At 61.5% G+C, this 16,259-nt stretch carries 15 protein-coding genes; 6 read left to right on the top strand and 9 right to left on the bottom strand.

Annotation, left to right across the window (positions count from 1 at the left end):
* Positions 1-3: 3 nt before the first annotated feature.
* From LEPTO7104_RS0123670 to LEPTO7104_RS0123660, 3 genes are all read right to left on the bottom strand, one after another.
* Complete coding sequence (locus tag LEPTO7104_RS0123670; protein ID WP_017301073.1) at positions 4-1,932, bottom strand: heavy metal translocating P-type ATPase; 1,929 nt, start codon at positions 1,930-1,932, stop codon at positions 4-6.
* 149 nt (positions 1,933-2,081) lie between these two features.
* Positions 2,082-3,341 carry a rod shape-determining protein RodA gene (rodA, locus tag LEPTO7104_RS0123665; protein ID WP_017301072.1) on the bottom strand — a complete coding sequence of 420 codons (1,260 nt, stop codon included), beginning with the start codon at positions 3,339-3,341 and terminating at the stop codon, positions 2,082-2,084.
* Between the two features lie 29 nt (positions 3,342-3,370).
* The gene (locus LEPTO7104_RS0123660) at positions 3,371-4,435 is read right to left on the bottom strand and encodes an Mrp/NBP35 family ATP-binding protein (RefSeq protein ID WP_017301071.1); all 1,065 of its coding nucleotides are present in this window, start codon (positions 4,433-4,435) and stop codon (positions 3,371-3,373) included.
* Between the two features lie 200 nt (positions 4,436-4,635).
* Here LEPTO7104_RS0123660 and LEPTO7104_RS0123655 point away from each other — a divergent pair, with 200 nt between their 5' ends.
* On the top strand, positions 4,636-5,271 hold the full coding sequence (locus LEPTO7104_RS0123655; protein ID WP_017301070.1) for a DUF3592 domain-containing protein: 636 nt from the start codon (positions 4,636-4,638) through the stop codon (positions 5,269-5,271).
* 228 nt (positions 5,272-5,499) lie between these two features.
* On the opposite strand, the gene LEPTO7104_RS0123650 is transcribed toward LEPTO7104_RS0123655, so the two are convergent.
* Entirely contained in the window at positions 5,500-5,988 is a 489-nt protein-coding gene (locus LEPTO7104_RS0123650) for an SRPBCC family protein (RefSeq protein WP_040697378.1), read from the bottom strand.
* Positions 5,989-6,441: 453 nt separating this feature from the next.
* Between LEPTO7104_RS0123650 and hemF the strand changes: the two genes are divergently transcribed.
* The 5 genes from hemF (at position 6,442) to LEPTO7104_RS35065 (ending at position 11,347) form a co-directional block, all read left to right on the top strand.
* Positions 6,442-7,476 (top strand): oxygen-dependent coproporphyrinogen oxidase, encoded by a 1,035-nt coding sequence (gene hemF, locus LEPTO7104_RS0123645; protein ID WP_017301068.1) that lies wholly within the window; start codon positions 6,442-6,444, stop codon positions 7,474-7,476.
* Between the two features lie 296 nt (positions 7,477-7,772).
* Positions 7,773-8,066, top strand: coding sequence for an HU family DNA-binding protein (locus tag LEPTO7104_RS0123640; RefSeq protein WP_017301067.1), 294 nt, complete (start codon positions 7,773-7,775; stop codon positions 8,064-8,066).
* 11 nt (positions 8,067-8,077) lie between these two features.
* Positions 8,078-9,175, top strand: a complete 1,098-nt coding sequence (gene cobD, locus LEPTO7104_RS0123630; protein ID WP_040697375.1) for a threonine-phosphate decarboxylase CobD — start codon at positions 8,078-8,080, stop codon at positions 9,173-9,175.
* A gap of 25 nt (positions 9,176-9,200) precedes the next feature.
* Positions 9,201-10,745: an ABC transporter ATP-binding protein gene (locus LEPTO7104_RS0123625; protein WP_017301064.1), complete on the top strand. Its 1,545-nt coding sequence runs from the start codon at positions 9,201-9,203 to the stop codon at positions 10,743-10,745.
* 128 nt (positions 10,746-10,873) lie between these two features.
* Positions 10,874-11,347 carry a peptidoglycan-binding domain-containing protein gene (locus LEPTO7104_RS35065; RefSeq protein ID WP_017301063.1) on the top strand — a complete coding sequence of 158 codons (474 nt, stop codon included), beginning with the start codon at positions 10,874-10,876 and terminating at the stop codon, positions 11,345-11,347.
* A 91-nt stretch (positions 11,348-11,438) separates the two neighbouring features.
* On the opposite strand, the gene LEPTO7104_RS0123615 is transcribed toward LEPTO7104_RS35065, so the two are convergent.
* The 5 genes from LEPTO7104_RS0123615 to LEPTO7104_RS35055 form a co-directional block, all read right to left on the bottom strand.
* On the bottom strand, positions 11,439-12,008 hold the full coding sequence (locus tag LEPTO7104_RS0123615; protein ID WP_017301062.1) for an FKBP-type peptidyl-prolyl cis-trans isomerase: 570 nt from the start codon (positions 12,006-12,008) through the stop codon (positions 11,439-11,441).
* 136 nt (positions 12,009-12,144) lie between these two features.
* Positions 12,145-12,894: a response regulator transcription factor gene (locus tag LEPTO7104_RS0123610; protein ID WP_225887031.1), complete on the bottom strand. Its 750-nt coding sequence runs from the start codon at positions 12,892-12,894 to the stop codon at positions 12,145-12,147.
* Positions 12,895-13,142: 248 nt separating this feature from the next.
* Positions 13,143-14,504: a GAF domain-containing sensor histidine kinase gene (locus tag LEPTO7104_RS0123605; RefSeq protein ID WP_017301060.1), complete on the bottom strand. Its 1,362-nt coding sequence runs from the start codon at positions 14,502-14,504 to the stop codon at positions 13,143-13,145.
* A gap of 180 nt (positions 14,505-14,684) precedes the next feature.
* Positions 14,685-15,704, bottom strand: a complete 1,020-nt coding sequence (gene obgE / locus LEPTO7104_RS35060; RefSeq protein ID WP_017301059.1) for a GTPase ObgE — start codon at positions 15,702-15,704, stop codon at positions 14,685-14,687.
* Positions 15,704-16,234, bottom strand: a complete 531-nt coding sequence (locus LEPTO7104_RS35055) for a DUF4168 domain-containing protein (protein ID WP_017301058.1) — start codon at positions 16,232-16,234, stop codon at positions 15,704-15,706. The genes obgE and LEPTO7104_RS35055 overlap by 1 nt, the downstream gene beginning before the upstream one ends.
* Positions 16,235-16,259 lie beyond the last annotated feature (25 nt).

The raw sequence follows: 16,259 nt of genomic DNA, 5'->3' as shown, positions 1-16,259 counted from the left end.
GGCTCAATCCCTCAGCAGGCGCAGGCCGCTGAGGGTCACCAGCAGGGTCGAGCCTTCGTGGCCGACCACCCCGGCCGGTAGGCTAATTTGGCCAGCAAAATTGGCCAGCAGCAGCAGCACAATGAAGCCAATGGCAAAGGTCAGATTTTGTTTGACGATGCGCTGCGATCGCCGCCCTAGCCGCATCGCCTGCTCTAGCTTATCGAGACCGTCAGACATCAGCACCACATCGGCGGTTTCGAGGGCGGCATCGACGCCGGTAGCGCCCAGAACAATGCCGACCGTGGCCTGGGCCAGGGCGGGGGCATCGTTGACGCCATCCCCCACCATGGCCACGGCGCCGTACTGCTGCTGCAACCGCCGCACAATGTGAATTTTGTCTTCGGGCAGCAGTTCGGCATAGACGGCATCAATGTCCAGCTCCTGGGCAATGCGCTGGGCGGTGCGGGTGTTGTCGCCCGTCAGCATCGCCATGGCAATACCCGCCTGCCTCAGGCGCTGCACCAGCGGTTTCGCCTGGGGGCGGAGGGTATCGGCCAGCGCAATCAGGCCCAGAACCTGTCCCGCCTGCCTCACCCAAACCACCGTATGGCCTTCGGCCTCCAAATCCTGACTGGGCTGAACTAGCGCGGCAGGGAGCTGAGTGGCTGGCTCGGCGCTGACCCGGCCGACCCAGGTAAACTGGCCCTCTACCTGCCCCTGAATGCCCTGGCCAGGCCGAGCCTGAATGGCCGCCGCTGGGGACAATACCAAGGACTGTTTCTGGGCGGCGCGGGCGATCGCCTCGCCAATTGGATGCTCTGAATAGATCTCTAGCGCCGCCGCCACCGCCAGCACCTGCTGGGCCGCCACCCCCGGCTGGGGAACCACCCGAGTGACCTGGAGCAGGCCCGTCGTCAGGGTGCCGGTCTTGTCGAAGGCGATCGCCCTGACCTGGCCCAGATTTTCTAGATCGGCACCACTTTTGAACAAAATGCCGCACCGCGCCCCCCGGGCAATGCCCGAAAGCAGCGTCGGCATGATCGAGGCCATCACCGCACAGGGGGAGGCCACCACCAGAAAAATCAGCGCTCGGTAGATCGTGGTTTCCCAGCTCCACTGCCAGAGAAACGGCGGCAGGAGGGCGATCACAATGCCCATCACCACGATCGCTCGGGCGTAGCCGTGCTCAAATTTTTCAATAAAGCGCTGGGAGGGGGGCGCTTCGGTTTGGGCCTGCTGGACCAGCTGAATCACCCGCTGAATCAAGCTGCTGTGGGGCGGCAGGTGCACCCGCAGGGTCAGCGCGCCGCTGCCGTTGATCGTGCCGCCATAGACCTCCTGGCCGGGGCCTTTCTCCACCGGCAAAGATTCCCCCGTAATCGAGGCCTCGTTGAGGGTGCTGGCCCCCGCGACCACCAGACTGTCGGTGGGAATCAGTTCCCCTGGCTTGACCAGCAGTTCGTCGCCAACCTGAAGCTCCTGGATTGCGATGGTTTCCAACTGGCCCCGGCGAATCACCTGGGCGGTATCGGGCGTGAGGCTCATCAAGCTCTGAATGCTGCGCTCGGTGCGCTGCATGGCCACACTTTCGAGCCCGCCGCTGAGGGCGAAGATCAAAATCAAAATTGCCCCGTCGACAATCAGGTGATACTCCTGCCGCCACAGCCCCAGCCCGGCGGCCCCCAGGGCAGCGACAATCATCAGCAGGTCGACGTCGAGTTCTCGCTCTGCGATCAGAGTGGTCACCCCCTCGCGGGCGCTTTCGTAGCCACCAACCACGTAGGCTACACAGAGCAGGGCAATGCCTAGACCCGGTTCACCGATGTGCAGCATCAGCCCGCCGCACAGCACCAGCAGACCACAGGCGATCGCCGCCAGCAGGTCGGGGTTATCTCGCAGTACGGCAGGGAAAGGAATCTGATCGACCCAGGGGCGGAGGGCAACGTTCATGGCAGCGCAGCTAAAACAACTCCCTACACCCTAAACCTTGACACTGATGTCAAGGTCAAGGGTCAAGGGTCAGCCCAGCTCCCCATGACGCGGCCAGCATGGCGCTGCTAAACCCCAGCGTGCGAGACCTTCGGTGCGATAGTCTGCCCCTAATCCGTAAACTTGAGCCGATGGCGAAAGTTGGCCACCGACTCCACTATGCCCAGGGCAATAAAGTTCGTCAGCAGCGCCGATCGCCCATAGCTCAGCCACGGCAGCGGAATTCCCGTAATCGGTGCCAGCCCGATGGTCATGCCGATGTTGATCACCACCTGAAACACGATCATGGCCAGCACGCCAATCACCAGCAGCGAGCCGAAGTCATCCTTGGCATTTTGGGCAATGATGACCAGCCGGAAGCAGATCAGCCAGTAGGCCACAATGACCACCATTGACCCCACAAAGCCCCACTCCTCGCCCACCGCCGAAAAAATAAAGTCGGTGTGCTGCTCAGGAATAAAGTTGAGCTGGGTCTGGGTGCCGTGGCCCAGCCCCTGACCAAACAGCTTGCCCGCTCCGATCGCAATCCGCGACTGAATCAGGTGGTATCCGCCCCCCAGCGGGTCTTTGTCAGGGTCGAGAAAGAGCACCAGACGATCTTTTTGATAGTCGTGCAGCAGCCCCCACACAATATCCCCCAGCTTGCCCGAGACCAGGTTCACCGCCGTGGCTACCGCCGTGCTAAACCACCGCCAGGGCAGCGTAAACCAGGCAATTAGCCCCATGCCCAGGCTCCACACCAGCCAGCCCGGCAGCACCAGGTTAAACAAAATCGCCGCCACCAGGGGCGAGATAAACAACACCAGCCAGCCGGGGTTGCAGTTGGCCCAGTAGAGCATGGCTAGCGTGATTGCCCCGAACACCAGCGAGGTGCCCAGGTCGGGCTGAACAAAGACCAGCACCCAGGGCAAGATGATCACCGTCAGGGCACTGCCCACCCCCAGCAGTGTCGAGGCATCGCGGCGGCTGAGCATAGAGGCCAGGGTAATAATGATGCTCAGCTTGGCAAATTCCGAAGGCTGTACGTAAAACCCTGCCACACCAAGCCAGCTCTGGGCCCCGCCCCCCACGGTGCCGATAAACATGACCGCCACCAGTAGCAGGTTTACCACGCCGTAGATAATCCACTGCCAGTTGAGCAGGTACTCGTAGCGGCTGCGGGCAATCCACAGGGCTACGACCAGGCCAATTAGCCCCAGCACGGCGTGGTTGATGCCGTAGCCGGTGTTGGTGGTGTTGAGCTGGGTGCTGTGGATAACGAGCGCCCCAAAGCCCGTCATAGCTGCGGACAGCGCCAGCAGAATCCAGTCGATTCCCTGCCAGCCCGTAGCCAGCGATCGCCAGCGCTTTTGTGCATCAGTAATAAACATGGCAATTTCCCCTTTTTAGGCCCTCCGGGCTAGGATGCCAGAGCGGCCACAGAGACTCGCGCTGCTACCTGCTGAGCCATCGCCCGCAGCGCCTGGGCACTGGCCGAATCGGGATGCTGCACCACAATGGGCAGGCCCCGATCGCCCCCCTCGCGCACCGCCATTTCTAGCGGAATGCAGCCTAGCACCGGCAGCCCCAGCTCCTGAGCCAGGGTCTCGCCGCCGCCAGAGCCAAAAATGTCGTAGCGCTTCTCCGGCGCATCGGGGGGGATAAACACGCTCATGTTTTCGACAATGCCCAGCACCGGCACCTGGAGCTGCTGAAACATCTTCAGCCCCCGACGAGCGTCGGAAATGGCCACCGACTGAGGTGTAGAGACAATTACCGCTCCCGCCATTGGCACCGCCTGGGCCAGGGTGAGCTGGGCGTCGCCCGTGCCGGGGGGCAGATCGACCACCAGATAGTCTAGCTCGCCCCACTCCACCTGGTAGAGAAACTGGCGAATGATGCCGTTGAGCATGGGGCCGCGCCAGATCACCGGCTGGTCGCGATCGATCAAAAAGCCCATCGACACCATCTTGACGCCGTGGTTAAAGGCGGGCTCCAGCACCTCCCCCTGCTTCACCACCACCTGGGCCTCGCTCAGGCCCATCATCATCGGCGCGTTGGGGCCATAGATGTCGGCGTCGATCAGGCCCACTGCCGACCCCATCTGGGCCAGGGAAACCGCTAGATTCACCGCCACGGTGCTTTTGCCCACACCGCCCTTGCCGCTGGAAACGGCAATGATATTTTTGACGCCTTTAATGCCGGTGCGATCGGGCAGGGGCTTTTGCTGGGGCGTTTCGGCGGTGACCTCAACCTGCACCGATTCAACCCCTGGCAGAGTGCGCACCGCCTTCTCGCAGTCTTCGACGATGAACTCGCGCAGGGGGCAGGCGGGGGTGGTTAGCACCAGGGTAAAGCTGACGTCGCCGCCTGCGATCGCCACGTTGCGGATCATATTGAGATCCACCAGGCTCTTTTGCAGCTCCGGATCTTGCACCGGGCGCAGGACCTCTAAAACAGAGTCAGAATCTAACGTTAGGGTCATGGGGCTGAGAATAGGTTGGCTAGAGCAGCCGCCGCAAAGGGGCATGGCGTTACCCAACCATCTTAAGGGGCGCTGACCCCAGTTGAGCACATCTGCCTAGGGTTCAGTTGGGCGGAGAGAGTTTGGGTAGGGCTGTGGGTCTTCGGCGGCTAGCAGGGCAATCTGGTGGACAATCAGTACAAGGCTAGAGCAGGCGCGCTATGGATCAGTCCGCGATCACACCCTCGCAATATCGCATTGGCATCGGCGCTGGCGGCTTTATCGTCCTGAGCGGGGTGGCCTTACTGGTGTTCGGCATCGGCTTTCTCAAACAGGCCCACGCCAGCTCTGGCTGGCCGGTTAGCCCTGGAACGGTGACCGCCGTTATCGTCCTGAGCGGGGTGGCCTTACTGGTGTTCGGCATCGGCTTTCTCAAACAGGCCCACGCCAGCTCTGGCTGGCCGGTTAGCCCTGGAACGGTGACCGCCGTCAAAATCGTCCAGGAGCGCGATAGCGGCGGCACCCGTCGCCGGGTCTATACCTACCACTACACCGTTGACTACACCTATGAGGTGGCAGGGCAGACCTACCGCAGCGATCGCTATTCCCTGGGCAGCGGCTCCACCGCCAGCCAGCGATTTAGAGAGCGCAGTCAAGCCGTTGAGGCGGCCAAACTCAATCACCCCAAGGGCAGCACCGTGGAGGTTCACTACGACCCTGACCACCCAGACTCAGCCGTGCTCAAAGCCGGGGCTAACTGGGGCACCTATGTTCCCGTGATTTTAGGAATGGTCTTCCTGCCGACGGGTTTGATGCTCTTATCCCTTGCATTTAGAAAAAATACGCCCAGCGGTTAGGCAGATCTCTTCAAAGCGGTCTGAATCGGGGCATGATTGGTTCGCTGATGCGATCGCTAGTGCAAAGGCCACGAAGCCTGCCCCTTGGGCCGCTTGCGGTGAGTTCTCGGCTATGCATTTAGTTGGAAAAACTCTCAGGCAGATATCTCCATTTCCCTAGCCACCCTTGCTGAGCTTGAGCGAGGTTTGATCAGGCCAAACTTTGATTGGGACATTTGACGACGCGCTCTACCAAACCTGAAAGCCAGAGTTAGATCCATTGAGAGAGGCAGGATGCTCGGCGGCTTCGGCCAGGGCAGAGGCCACCTTGGCGGCGTAGGGGCGCAGCAGCGACCAGGCCAGGGGCGACAGCCACCCTCGCAGCGTCACCGAGTAGGAAATCTGGGTACCCCGCACGGTGGATTTCAGGTGGTAGGTGACCTGTTCCTCCAGCCCAGGCATAGGAATTAAGCGCACGCTGATCAGCTCGTGGGGCTGCACTCGTTCGACAAAGATCTTTACCGGCACCGGGCAAAAGCGGGTGAAGGCCCGGTAGATTAGTCCCGGCTTGGGCTTGAGCCCCTGGGGGGCGTTGGTGCTGGTCAGCAGCGGGTGCCAGGAGACATCGGCCAGGTTCATGATGGTCTGCCAGAGCACGTCTACCGAGGCGCTGCTGACGGCCAGGTAAGACTTTTCGAGCTGCTGCTGCACCTGCACCCAGCGCTGTATGAGCTGCATCAGCGTGAGAAAGGGGCGGGGGAAGGACCAGGCTCTAAACATGGCGGTGGCCTCCATTACAAGGAACCCAGGTCAGCGCTTGAAAACAGCGGCAGATGGTAAAAAAGAGCGGAAGGACCATAGCAGTCAAGGGGCAAGTCGGGCGACGAGAATGAGTTTATCTGGGGATTGGCCTAGGGTTTTCGTTACAGAGCGTTGCGTTTCTAAACATTTTTCTCAACCTGGCCAATCGGTGTGGTGTTGGGTATGGTTTCACGGTAGCGTGAGAAAACTGAGTATCGGTGATGGTGTTGCCTACGGCTGACAGCGCATCGCTTGGGGTTGCCGCCCGAAAATGAGTACCGATAAGTACCCGATCGCGGCAAAAATGGATCCCAAGCTCCGCCTAAAAGCCATTCCACAGTGTGACATATTTGACCCGGTGCCGACATAACGTATTGTTTTCCCGACGCTATGACCACTACGCCTGTTTCTAAGCCCGTTACCGCCGCACCCCCGGTAGATTCTCGCGATCGCGTCAGCGCCATGCTGAAGCAGCTACAGGACAGCATTTGCCAAAAGCTAGAGGCCCTCGACGGCGGTGCCCAGTTTCAGCAGGATGCCTGGGAGCGGCCCGAGGGCGGCGGCGGGCGATCGCGGGTGATCAAGCAGGGCAAGATTTTCGAGCAGGGCGGCGTCAATTTCTCGGAGGTGTGGGGCGACCACCTGCCGCCGTCAATTTTGGTGCAGCGGCCCGAGGCGGCGGGCCACCGCTTTTACGCCACCGGCACCTCCATGGTGCTGCACCCCCGCAACCCCCACGTGCCCACGGTGCACCTCAACTACCGCTACTTTGAGGCAGGTCCGGTGTGGTGGTTTGGCGGCGGCATCGATCTGACGCCGTACTATCCCCGCGATGAGGATGTGGTGCATTTCCACCAGACTCTCAAAGCCACCTGCGATCGCCACAACCCCAACTACTACTCAGTCTTTAAGCCCTGGTGCGACGAGTACTTTTATCTCAAGCACCGGGGCGAAACCCGCGGCGTCGGCGGCATTTTCTTCGACTACCAGGACGGGCAGGGCCTGCTCTACCGTGGCCCCGACGCCGATAAAGCCGCCGACCAGACCAGCCGGGCCATTGGCGAACCGCCCCGGCGGCAGTGGGACGATCTATTTAACTTTTCCCGCGACTGCGGCAACGCCTTCCTGCCCGCCTACGTGCCCATCGTAGAGCGCCGCCACAATACCGAGTACAGCGAGCATCAGCGGCAGTTTCAGCTCTATCGGCGCGGTCGCTACGTGGAGTTCAACCTGGTCTACGACCGGGGCACCATCTTTGGCCTGCAAACCAACGGACGCACCGAGTCAATTTTGATGTCGCTGCCGCCGCTGGTGCGCTGGGAGTACGGCTACACCCCCGAGGCCGACAGCCCAGAAGCACGGCTATACGATGTTTTTCTCAAGCCCCAGGACTGGGTTAACTGGTCCGGCAGTCCGGCATTCTAGCTCAGCCAAAACCCACAAACCCTTCACTGGCAAAGGGTTCTGGCCCATGCCCCCAGCTGCCCGGATGGAGCGACCGGGGGCATGCAGCTGTTTAACTTTCTTAAAAAACCCCGGAATCCACATAAATTAAAGGTTTTGGCGATCCACTTTCCGAGGGTTGCCCTTAGAATGGGGCAGTGAAATTCTGGATTGACAGGGGTTTCAGCCATTTTGGCTGCCGGAGTTGTGATCTACGCTCTGGGCCTATCGTCAGAATGCGACTGGATCCCAATGTTCTTTGCCCATAGGAGACAGGTATGAATAAAGCTGAACTCGTTGATACGGTGGCTGAGAAGGCCTCCTCTGCTAGCGACAAGCCCGTGACCAAAAAAGAGGTGGACCTGGTTATCTCTGCCACTATCGACGCCATCATTGAGGCCGTAGCGGCAGGCGAAAAGGTCACCCTGGTAGGGTTTGGCTCCTTTGAGCGTCGCGAGCGCAAAGAGCGGGAAGGCCGCAACCCCAAGACCGGCGACACGATGGTGATTCCGGCGACAAAGGTGCCTGCATTTTCCGCTGGCAAGCTGTTCAAAGAAAAGGTGGCTAAGTAATTGCCCTCTTGATTCAACCATCGTCTACTCACACACCTTCAAGTCGACCTGTTCACGGGGGAAACTTAGCCTGGGCGGCTGCGATCGCCGGCTGCTCCCCCGATTCCCTTTTAGATTTTTCGGCCAGCATTAACCCGTTGGGGCCGCCCGAGTCGGTGATGCAGGCCATGACCGAGGCCCTGGGGCAGCTGCGCCACTACCCCGATCCCGACTACCGGAGCCTTTGCCAGGCCCTGGCTGACCATCACCAGTTGCCCGCCAGCTGGGTGCTGCCGGGCAACGGGGCCGCCGAACTGCTAACCTGGGCCGCCCGCGACCTGGCCGAGAGCCCTGGGGGCTGTCACCTGCTGACCCCGGCCTTTGGCGACTACGGGCGGGCGCTGAGAGCCTTTGGGGTGACCATCCGGCCCTGGCCCCTGGCGGTAGAGCCAGCCGGGGCGCTGCGGCCCATGTCACCCTGGCCTGCCCCTGAGGCCGCTGGCCTGCTGATTAACAATCCCCACAATCCCAGCGGCTATCTGCTTTCGGCCGCCAGCCTAGAGCCGCTGCTAGAGCAGTTTGCCACGGTGATTGTCGATGAAGCCTTTATGGATTTTGTGCTGCCCGAGCAGCAGCAGTCTCTGATTGGCTACCTGGGCCGCTACCCTAACCTGGTGGTGCTCAGATCGCTGACCAAGTTTTATACCCTCCCTGGCCTGCGCCTGGGCTACGCCCTGGGCCATCCCGATCGCCTCCGCCGCTGGCAGCGCTGGCGCGACCCCTGGCCGGTGAACGCTCTGGCGGCGGCGGCGGCGATCGCGGCGGTGGGCGACATCCCGTTCCAGAACCACACCTGGCAGTGGCTGCCTGCGGCCCGTCAGGCGCTGCTGGAGGGGATGCAGGCCATTGCCGGGCTGTCGCCCCTGGCGGGCGCGGCCAACTATTTACTGGTCAAAACCGATATCCCTGCTCCGCTGCTGCAAGAGCGCCTGCTGCACAGCCACCGGGTGCTGATTCGCGACTGCCTCAGCTTTGCCGAGCTGGGGCCAGACTATGTGCGGGTGGCCGTGCGCACCGCCGCCGAAAATGCTTGCCTGCTGGCAGCTCTAGGTCAGGGGATGGGAGTATGATGCTCGCAACGGAAACGCTTCTGCCATGACTATTACCGCTCCATCGCTGCAGCACCTTAACGCTCCCCCCGAACTCAAGGTGGTCAACATGACCAAGCGGTTTGGCAGCCTGGTAGCCCTCAACGAGGTCAGCCTCACCCTCAAGCCCGGCACCTTCCACGGGCTGCTGGGCGAAAACGGGGCCGGCAAGAGCACCCTGGTGAAATGCATCATGGGCTTCTACCCGCCCACCGCCGGGCAGGTGCTGATCGACGGCCAGATCTACCCAATCAAAAGCCCCAAGGATGCCCACGGCTGCGGCATTGGCATGGTGTACCAGCACTTTACCTCGGTGCCCGCCATGACGGTGGCCGAAAACCTGGTGCTGAGCCGCTACGATCGCGCCCAGGTGATCCACTGGGGCCGGGAGTACGCCGCCCTGCAAGACTTTATGGCGCGATCGCCCTTTCAGGTCGACCTAGACATGCCCGTGGGGCAGCTGGCGGCGGGGCAAAAGCAAAAGCTGGAAATTCTCAAACAGCTCTATCTGCAAAGCCGCATTCTGATTCTCGACGAACCCACCTCGGTGCTGACCCCCGACGAAGCCGACGAGGTGCTGGGGCTGCTGCGCCAGGAGGTGCAGGCGGGCAATCTGAGCGTACTGCTGATTACCCACAAGTTTCGCGAAGTGCTGGCCTTCACCGATGAGGTGACGGTGCTGCGCAAGGGGCACCTGGCCGGACATGGGGCCGTCGCCGATCTGACCGTCGCCGATATGGCCCGCCTGATGCTAGGCGCCGACCGCGCCACCAAAACCGTTGCCAAAACCGACTCGGCGCCGTCGTGCTCCGTGCTGGAGGTCAGGGGTTTGGGGGCAACCAAAGACAACGGCCTGCCTGCCTTCGGCCCCCTCGATCTGACCGTAAAAGATGGCGAAATAGTTGGCATTGCAGGGGTTTCGGGCAACGGCCAGCGAGAGCTGGTGGAGGTGCTGGCGGGGCAGCGATCGCCCACCCAGGGCCAAATTTCCATTGCGGGCCAGCCCTACCGCGCCACCCGCGCCGAAATGGCGCGCCACGGGGTCTGCACCCTGCCCGAAGAACCCCTGCGCAACGCCTGCGTCCCCGGCATGAGCGTGGCCGAAAACATGGCCCTGCGCACCTTCGATCGCCCGCCCCAGGCCCGCATGAACCTCTGGCTGGTGCTCAAAGCCATTCGCCAGGCGGCCCAGGGGCTGATCGAAACCTTTAGAATCAAAACCCCCTCCCCTGACACGCCGATTCAAAACCTGTCGGGGGGCAATGTGCAGCGCACCGTGCTGGCCCGCGAGCTGTCCTCCGCCAACATCAACCTGCTGATTGCCGCCAACCCCTGCTTTGGCCTCGACTTCTCCGCCGTAGACCAAATTCACAACGCCATTGTGGAAGTCCGCAACCGGGGGGTAGCGGTGCTGCTGGTCAGCGAAGATCTCGATGAGCTGCTGGCCCTCAGCGATCGCCTCCTGGTGATGAGCGAGGGCCAGTTGGTTTACGAGAGTCTGGTGGAGCAGGCCAATCTCACCGACATTGGTCACAAAATGGCAGGCCACTAGGAAGATGAGGGTTTCCCCCCTCGTTGCCCTGGCCTGGCAGCGGGTAAACTACAGATCCAATCCTTACTTAACTGCCCAAAAACTGAGCAGATTGTACTGACACCAAACCGAAGCACGCGAGTCAGACCATGGGTGAACTGTTAAAGCATCAAATTTCAGGGATTGCCGACGCCGACTGTCTGGCGCTGGTGCACGAGTATTGCCAGCTGGCGGCCCGCCCCAGCCTCACCGACGCCGAGAGCCAGCGCCTAGACGAGCTGTTGGCCCAGGCTGAAACCGATGGCCGCCTCGACTTCTGGATCAACGAAGCCGATCACTTCATCGACCACGCCATTGGGCTGGGGAGCGCCAGCCGGGTATACGCCTCGGTCAACGAAAACCTCAAGGCGCGGCTGCGCGAGCTGACCCACGCCGCTAAGCCCGGCGACAACGCCCTGGAGCTGCTCGAAGAGCTGGGCGAAAGCCTTGCCGAGGGCACGCGCCAAGTGCAGCAACAGCTGGCCAAACGCGGCTACGACCCCGGCCCCGTCGACGGGGTCGCCGGACCTAAGACCCGGCAGGCCCTGCGCAACTTTCAGCAGTCCCAGGAGTCGGGCTGCTAAGCGGTAGTAGACAGTCTGCCAGAACCAGGTGGCTCTGGCCCTGGATCGTCCTCCAGCGGTATAGATCCCTTGGCACAGACGCGGTATTGCCCTAGCCAATCCGCAGCAGCTCTACGTCAAAGAGCAGGGTGGCGTTGGGGGGAATCACCCCACCCGCCCCACGGCTGCCGTAGCCCAGTTCGGGGGGAATTATCAGCTTGCGCTGACCGCCCACCCGCATGGTGCCAACGCCCTCGTCCCAGCCCTTAATTACCTGGCCCACGCCGATTTGGAAGCTAAAGGGACGACCGCGATCGCGGGAGCTGTCAAACTTGGTGCCATCTTCCAGGGTGCCGGTGTAGTGCACCGTGACTCGCTGGCCCGGCTGGGGCATGGCCCCGGTGCCCTCGACCACATCGACGTACTGAAGGCCAGAATCGGTTGTCACCAGGGTTTCTTCTGTCATGGGAGCAGTTGCCTCGGGGGTAACATCGGGCGCTAAATCGGCGGCGGCTTGGGCCAGCTGGAGCGATGGCTGGCTGAGGGTGTCGGCGGCTTCGGCGACCTCAGTGCGATCCAGGTTAGAGGCTATGGCCTCGGGCTGCGAGCCGGTGAATTGAGCCACCAGCAGTACCATGCAGCAGACCGCTAAAATCCCCAGGCTAATTAAAATCTCGCGCACAATCTGCCTCCCATTCGAGCGTTCTCTTTTCCCCGATCATATAGCAATCTACTCCCTCCCCGGCGGCCAATTCCACCGCGATCGCCCGGTCCCGAGCATAAGCCCAGGGCGAGGCAACCTCCCCTTTCGCCCTGCTCTATCCAAAGCGATACCCAAACCCTCGCAGCGTTGTGACGTAGGCTGGATTGGCCGGATCGAGCTCAATTTTCTCCCGCAGCCAGCGAATGTGCACGTCTACGGTTTTGCGATCGCCCACAAAATCAGCCCCCCAAACCGCCTGAATCAGCTCCTCTCGGGACCAAACGCGGTGCGGACTCTGGATAAATAGCTCTAAAATGCGAAACTCTTTGGGCGACAGGGCGACCTCCTGCCCGGCCACCGTCACCCTAAACTCGGTGGTGTAAAGAACAATGTCTTTGTAGGTCAGCACAACATTGTCGGGTTTAGCCGATGACCACTGCTGCCGCCGCAGCAGCGCCCGGCAGCGGGCAATCAGCTCGCGCATCCCAAAGGGCTTCGGCAAATAGTCGTCGGCTCCCACCTCCAGCCCGACGACCCGGTCCATCTCCGCTCCCTTGGCGCTCAAAATCAAAATGGGAATATCCAAGTTGTGGTGGCGCATCAGGCGGCAAATATCCAGCCCGTTCACCCCAGGCAGCATCAGATCGACGATCGCCAGATCGACGCTGAGTCCGGCTAAACCCTCGCCAGCCGCCGGAAAAATCAGCTCCAGGGCGCGCTGACCCGACTCAGCGGTAACCACCTGATAGCCCTGCTCGGTCAGCGCCATAGCCACGGTTTCACGAATGAGGTCTTCGTCGTCAATAATTAAAATTCGCTCTTGCACACCCGACAGGGGAGGGAGACCAGGGGGTACTTTTTGCACAGCAATGCCAGGGGCGTAAACGGCGATCGGGGCAGACCACAAAACGCTGGCATGATTCCCGACTGCGACAAAACCGGGCGGAGGGATTATCTTCCCACCCAGCGCCACGCCTGCGGCCACCATCGACGGGCTCGCGTCTGCACCACTAGGTTATGGTGTCGGATTGAGCTTAAGGAAGCATCGGCTTCTGGTTAAGCTTGCGTAAACATGCTCTGCCCATCGGCCTGGCGCTGGCCCAAGGATCAATCTCAGGCGGCCGGACGAGCCACGGCGCTATCCAGCACCGGCAGCATTACGATCAGGCGGCAGTTGCTGTCGCTGCTGCCCTGAACCGTAATCTGGCCACCGTGGCGCTGGGCCAAATGCTGGCTGAGCAACAGACCTAACAGGGGGCGAGAGGCCATACTGGCGGCCAACTCCGCTGCCGGAGTGTGGAGCGTCTCAATCACCTCGGTGGGTAGCCCTTCTCCCATCCAGGGGTTAGATAGCCACAGACCCAGGGCCAGAGCCTGGCCCCGCCGACAGGCATGAATGCGGAGGGTGCTATTGTCTCCAGCCACATGCATAATGCCAAAAATCAGGTGATACAAAATCTGCTTGACCACACGCTGGTCTAGGCTCCACTGGGTCTCCCCTGGTTCTACGGTCAGAGTCAGGGTTTGGGCATATTTTTCAGCCAGGGCGGTTAGGGCCGCAATTACCTGGTGCCCGAGGGCCTCAATATCCACCGTAGTCGGCACCAGATCGGAGCGCTCTGCCTCCACTGGGCTGAGGTCTATCAGCTCATCGACCAGATCGATCAGGGTCTGGCTGCTGCCGTGCATGATGTCGGTGTACTCCCTCTGTTTGGGGGTGAGGGGGCCGTAGATTTCCCGGCTCAGCATGGTGCTCATACCCAGTACCGTCGTGAGCGGGCTGCGAAGATCCTGCGTGAGCTGGCTAATCAGATTGAGGCGCACCCTATCCACTATGGCCTCTAACGACATTGACCCAGCCGCGAGGGGGGGCTGGCGGCTGGCGGCCTGCTGCCGCTCGTACTCGCTCATGCCCCAGCGGGCCGCCATAGCCAAAAATCCGATTTCTTGGTCGCTAAACGGCCTGGGCCGCCCGTCCATCACGGCCATGGTGCCCAGGCAGATGCCCTGACTGGTCATCAGCGGTACGCCACAGTAGGCTCTAATACCGTAGGTGCTGACCAATTCACTTTGGGCCAAAACCGAATTTTCGATCGCGTCGGGAATGACCAGGGTTTGCTCGCTGTCGAGGACATAGATCCCTAGCCCAGCGCTAAGGGAAAGCTGACGCTGCTGGGATAGGGGGTTGCCCAGGCCCAGCGACGAGAGCCCAACCGCAGCGTGAATGTGTTCGGTGTGGCCATCTGTAGTGGTGACCACAGCCACCGGCACGGCCAAAAAGCGGGCGGCTATTTGGGCGGCTTCTTCCCAGGCCGAAACACCGCTGGGGTGGCTGAGGTTGAGGGCGGCGATCGCCTGGCTGCGCCGCCGCTGTCGCTCAGCCCAGGGGAGGCCGTAGAGGGGGCAGTGGGGCCAGGTCATTGGGGCGGGCGCGGCTTCACCGTCAGACAGCACCGGAAACACGGAAACGTTCATGGTCAACGCTTAGCCCTTGATTAAACACAGGCTTAGAATGCCCTTAGGCCCTGACCTAAGTAACGATAGATAAGGGTCAAACGGTATCTTTATTAACCATCGGTAAGTTTCAAGAGGGCGTGATGGCCCCGGTTAGCCTCGCCCCGCTGAGGCCTGGCCCAGGCGACGCTTTCGGCGGGTTCAAGGCACGGGCTGGGCCGATTCGGCAGCGGCGGCATCGAGCAGTGTCCAAATTTGCTGCAGCATTTGCCCCAGCCCCGTACCGGCCACCGCTGAAATACCGTATATCGGCCCCGACACCTGGGCTGTGAACTGACCGATCAGCTCGGCTAAATCCTCGGCGGTGAGGGCATCCACTTTATTCAGGGCCAGCACCTGGGGGCGATCGCTGAGGTCTCGCCCGTAGGCCTTAAGCTCCTGTTGAATAGTCTGAAAGTTGTCGAAGGGATGCTCGGCGGTAGCGTCGACCACGTGCAGCAGCAGCCGGGTGCGCTCGATGTGGCGCAAAAACTCGTGGCCCAACCCCAGCCCCTGGTGCGCCCCTTCAATTAAGCCAGGGATGTCGGCAAAGACGGTGCCATCGCCGGTAGGGCGGCGCACCACCCCCAGATTGGGCACCAGCGTCGTAAAGGGATAGTCGGCAATTTTGGGGCGGGCCGCCGATAGGGCCGAAATAAGCGTTGATTTACCGGCGTTGGGAAGCCCCACAATCCCTACCTCGGCCAGCAGCTTCAGCTCCAGGCGCAGCTGCCGCTGTTCGCCGGGCAGCCCCGGCAGAGCATGCTCTGGGGCACGGTTGCGATTGCTTAAGAAGTGGCGATTGCCCAGGCCCCCTTTGCCGCCCTGGGCTACGCAGAGCACCTGGTCAGCGGTGACCAAATCGCCCAGCAGCTCGTCGGTAGCGACGTCGTATACAGCCGTGCCGCAGGGCACCTCCAGATACAGATCACCGCCAGCGGCCCCGGTCATGTTCTTGGGACCGCCGCGCTGGCCATTGCCGGCCTTAAACCGATGGGCGTAGCGAAAATCGAGCAGGGTTTGGAGTTGCGATGTCGCCTTTAGGTATACCGAGCCGCCGGGACCGCCGTTGCCCCCGGCTGGCCCCCCGGCTGGCACGTACTTCTCGCGCCGAAACGCCACAATGCCATCGCCACCATCGCCCGCTATGACGTCGACTTCAGCTTGATCAATAAACTGCATTATTGGGCGCCGCCGTTGGCAGACTGCTGCTGAAGCTCAATCATGGCCGAGCGAATTTGCTCCGCCAGCGCTGGGTCCTGGGGATGGGCGGCGGTAATGGCGTTGAAGCGACGCACCGTCAGCCCGTTGGACTCTACAATCTGGCTGGCCTGGTTGCAGTAGTTGATCACAATCGTGCGCACGCTGCTGCGCAGATTGCGGGGCAGCTGGTTGAGGTTGGCGGTGCCGGTACAGCTCATATCGATGCTGTTGATGTCCTGGTCGGTGCCGGTGAGCAGGGACTTGATCTGGCTCAGGGCCTCGTTGCGAGGACTGTCCATTTGTAGGACCGAGGCCGCATAGCCGGTAACCTCCTCTGGGGATATGCCGTTGTCTTGGGCCCAGGCGGCCCCAAGGGTGATGCCGCCAGAGGCCGTTGGCACCTGAACACCGGCCCCCGCCAGCAGGCTGAGGCTGGCGACGGCAGCGGCAATGGCCACGCTGCGGCCTGAATTTGCTATGGATAAACGGTGAATAAATCGGTGAATCATTATGTGTCTCTCTCCTGTGCTGGTG

It is taken from the genome of Nodosilinea nodulosa PCC 7104 (assembly GCF_000309385.1).
Lineage (GTDB): Bacteria > Cyanobacteriota > Cyanobacteriia > Phormidesmidales > Phormidesmidaceae > Nodosilinea > Nodosilinea nodulosa.
The sequence above is the reverse complement of the archived record's forward strand: the minus strand, read 5'-3'. Positions and strand labels throughout refer to the sequence as shown.

Bases quoted from the DNA above. Each gene is read 5' to 3' on its own strand.
- obgE (WP_017301059.1), bottom strand. From the start codon at position 15,704: ATGCAGTTTATTGATCAAGCTGAAGTCGACGTCATAGCGGGCGATGGT.
- LEPTO7104_RS0123640 (WP_017301067.1), top strand. From the start codon at position 7,773: ATGAATAAAGCTGAACTCGTTGATACGGTGGCTGAGAAGGCCTCCTCT.
- LEPTO7104_RS0123655 (WP_017301070.1), top strand. From the start codon at position 4,636: ATGGATCAGTCCGCGATCACACCCTCGCAATATCGCATTGGCATCGGC.
- rodA (WP_017301072.1), bottom strand. From the start codon at position 3,341: ATGTTTATTACTGATGCACAAAAGCGCTGGCGATCGCTGGCTACGGGC.
- LEPTO7104_RS0123625 (WP_017301064.1), top strand. From the start codon at position 9,201: ATGACTATTACCGCTCCATCGCTGCAGCACCTTAACGCTCCCCCCGAA.
- LEPTO7104_RS0123605 (WP_017301060.1), bottom strand. From the start codon at position 14,504: ATGAACGTTTCCGTGTTTCCGGTGCTGTCTGACGGTGAAGCCGCGCCC.
- hemF (WP_017301068.1), top strand. From the start codon at position 6,442: ATGACCACTACGCCTGTTTCTAAGCCCGTTACCGCCGCACCCCCGGTA.
- LEPTO7104_RS0123670 (WP_017301073.1), bottom strand. From the start codon at position 1,932: ATGAACGTTGCCCTCCGCCCCTGGGTCGATCAGATTCCTTTCCCTGCC.
- LEPTO7104_RS0123650 (WP_040697378.1), bottom strand. From the start codon at position 5,988: ATGCAGCTCATACAGCGCTGGGTGCAGGTGCAGCAGCAGCTCGAAAAG.
- LEPTO7104_RS35065 (WP_017301063.1), top strand. From the start codon at position 10,874: ATGGGTGAACTGTTAAAGCATCAAATTTCAGGGATTGCCGACGCCGAC.
- LEPTO7104_RS0123660 (WP_017301071.1), bottom strand. From the start codon at position 4,435: ATGACCCTAACGTTAGATTCTGACTCTGTTTTAGAGGTCCTGCGCCCG.
- LEPTO7104_RS35055 (WP_017301058.1), bottom strand. From the start codon at position 16,234: ATGATTCACCGATTTATTCACCGTTTATCCATAGCAAATTCAGGCCGC.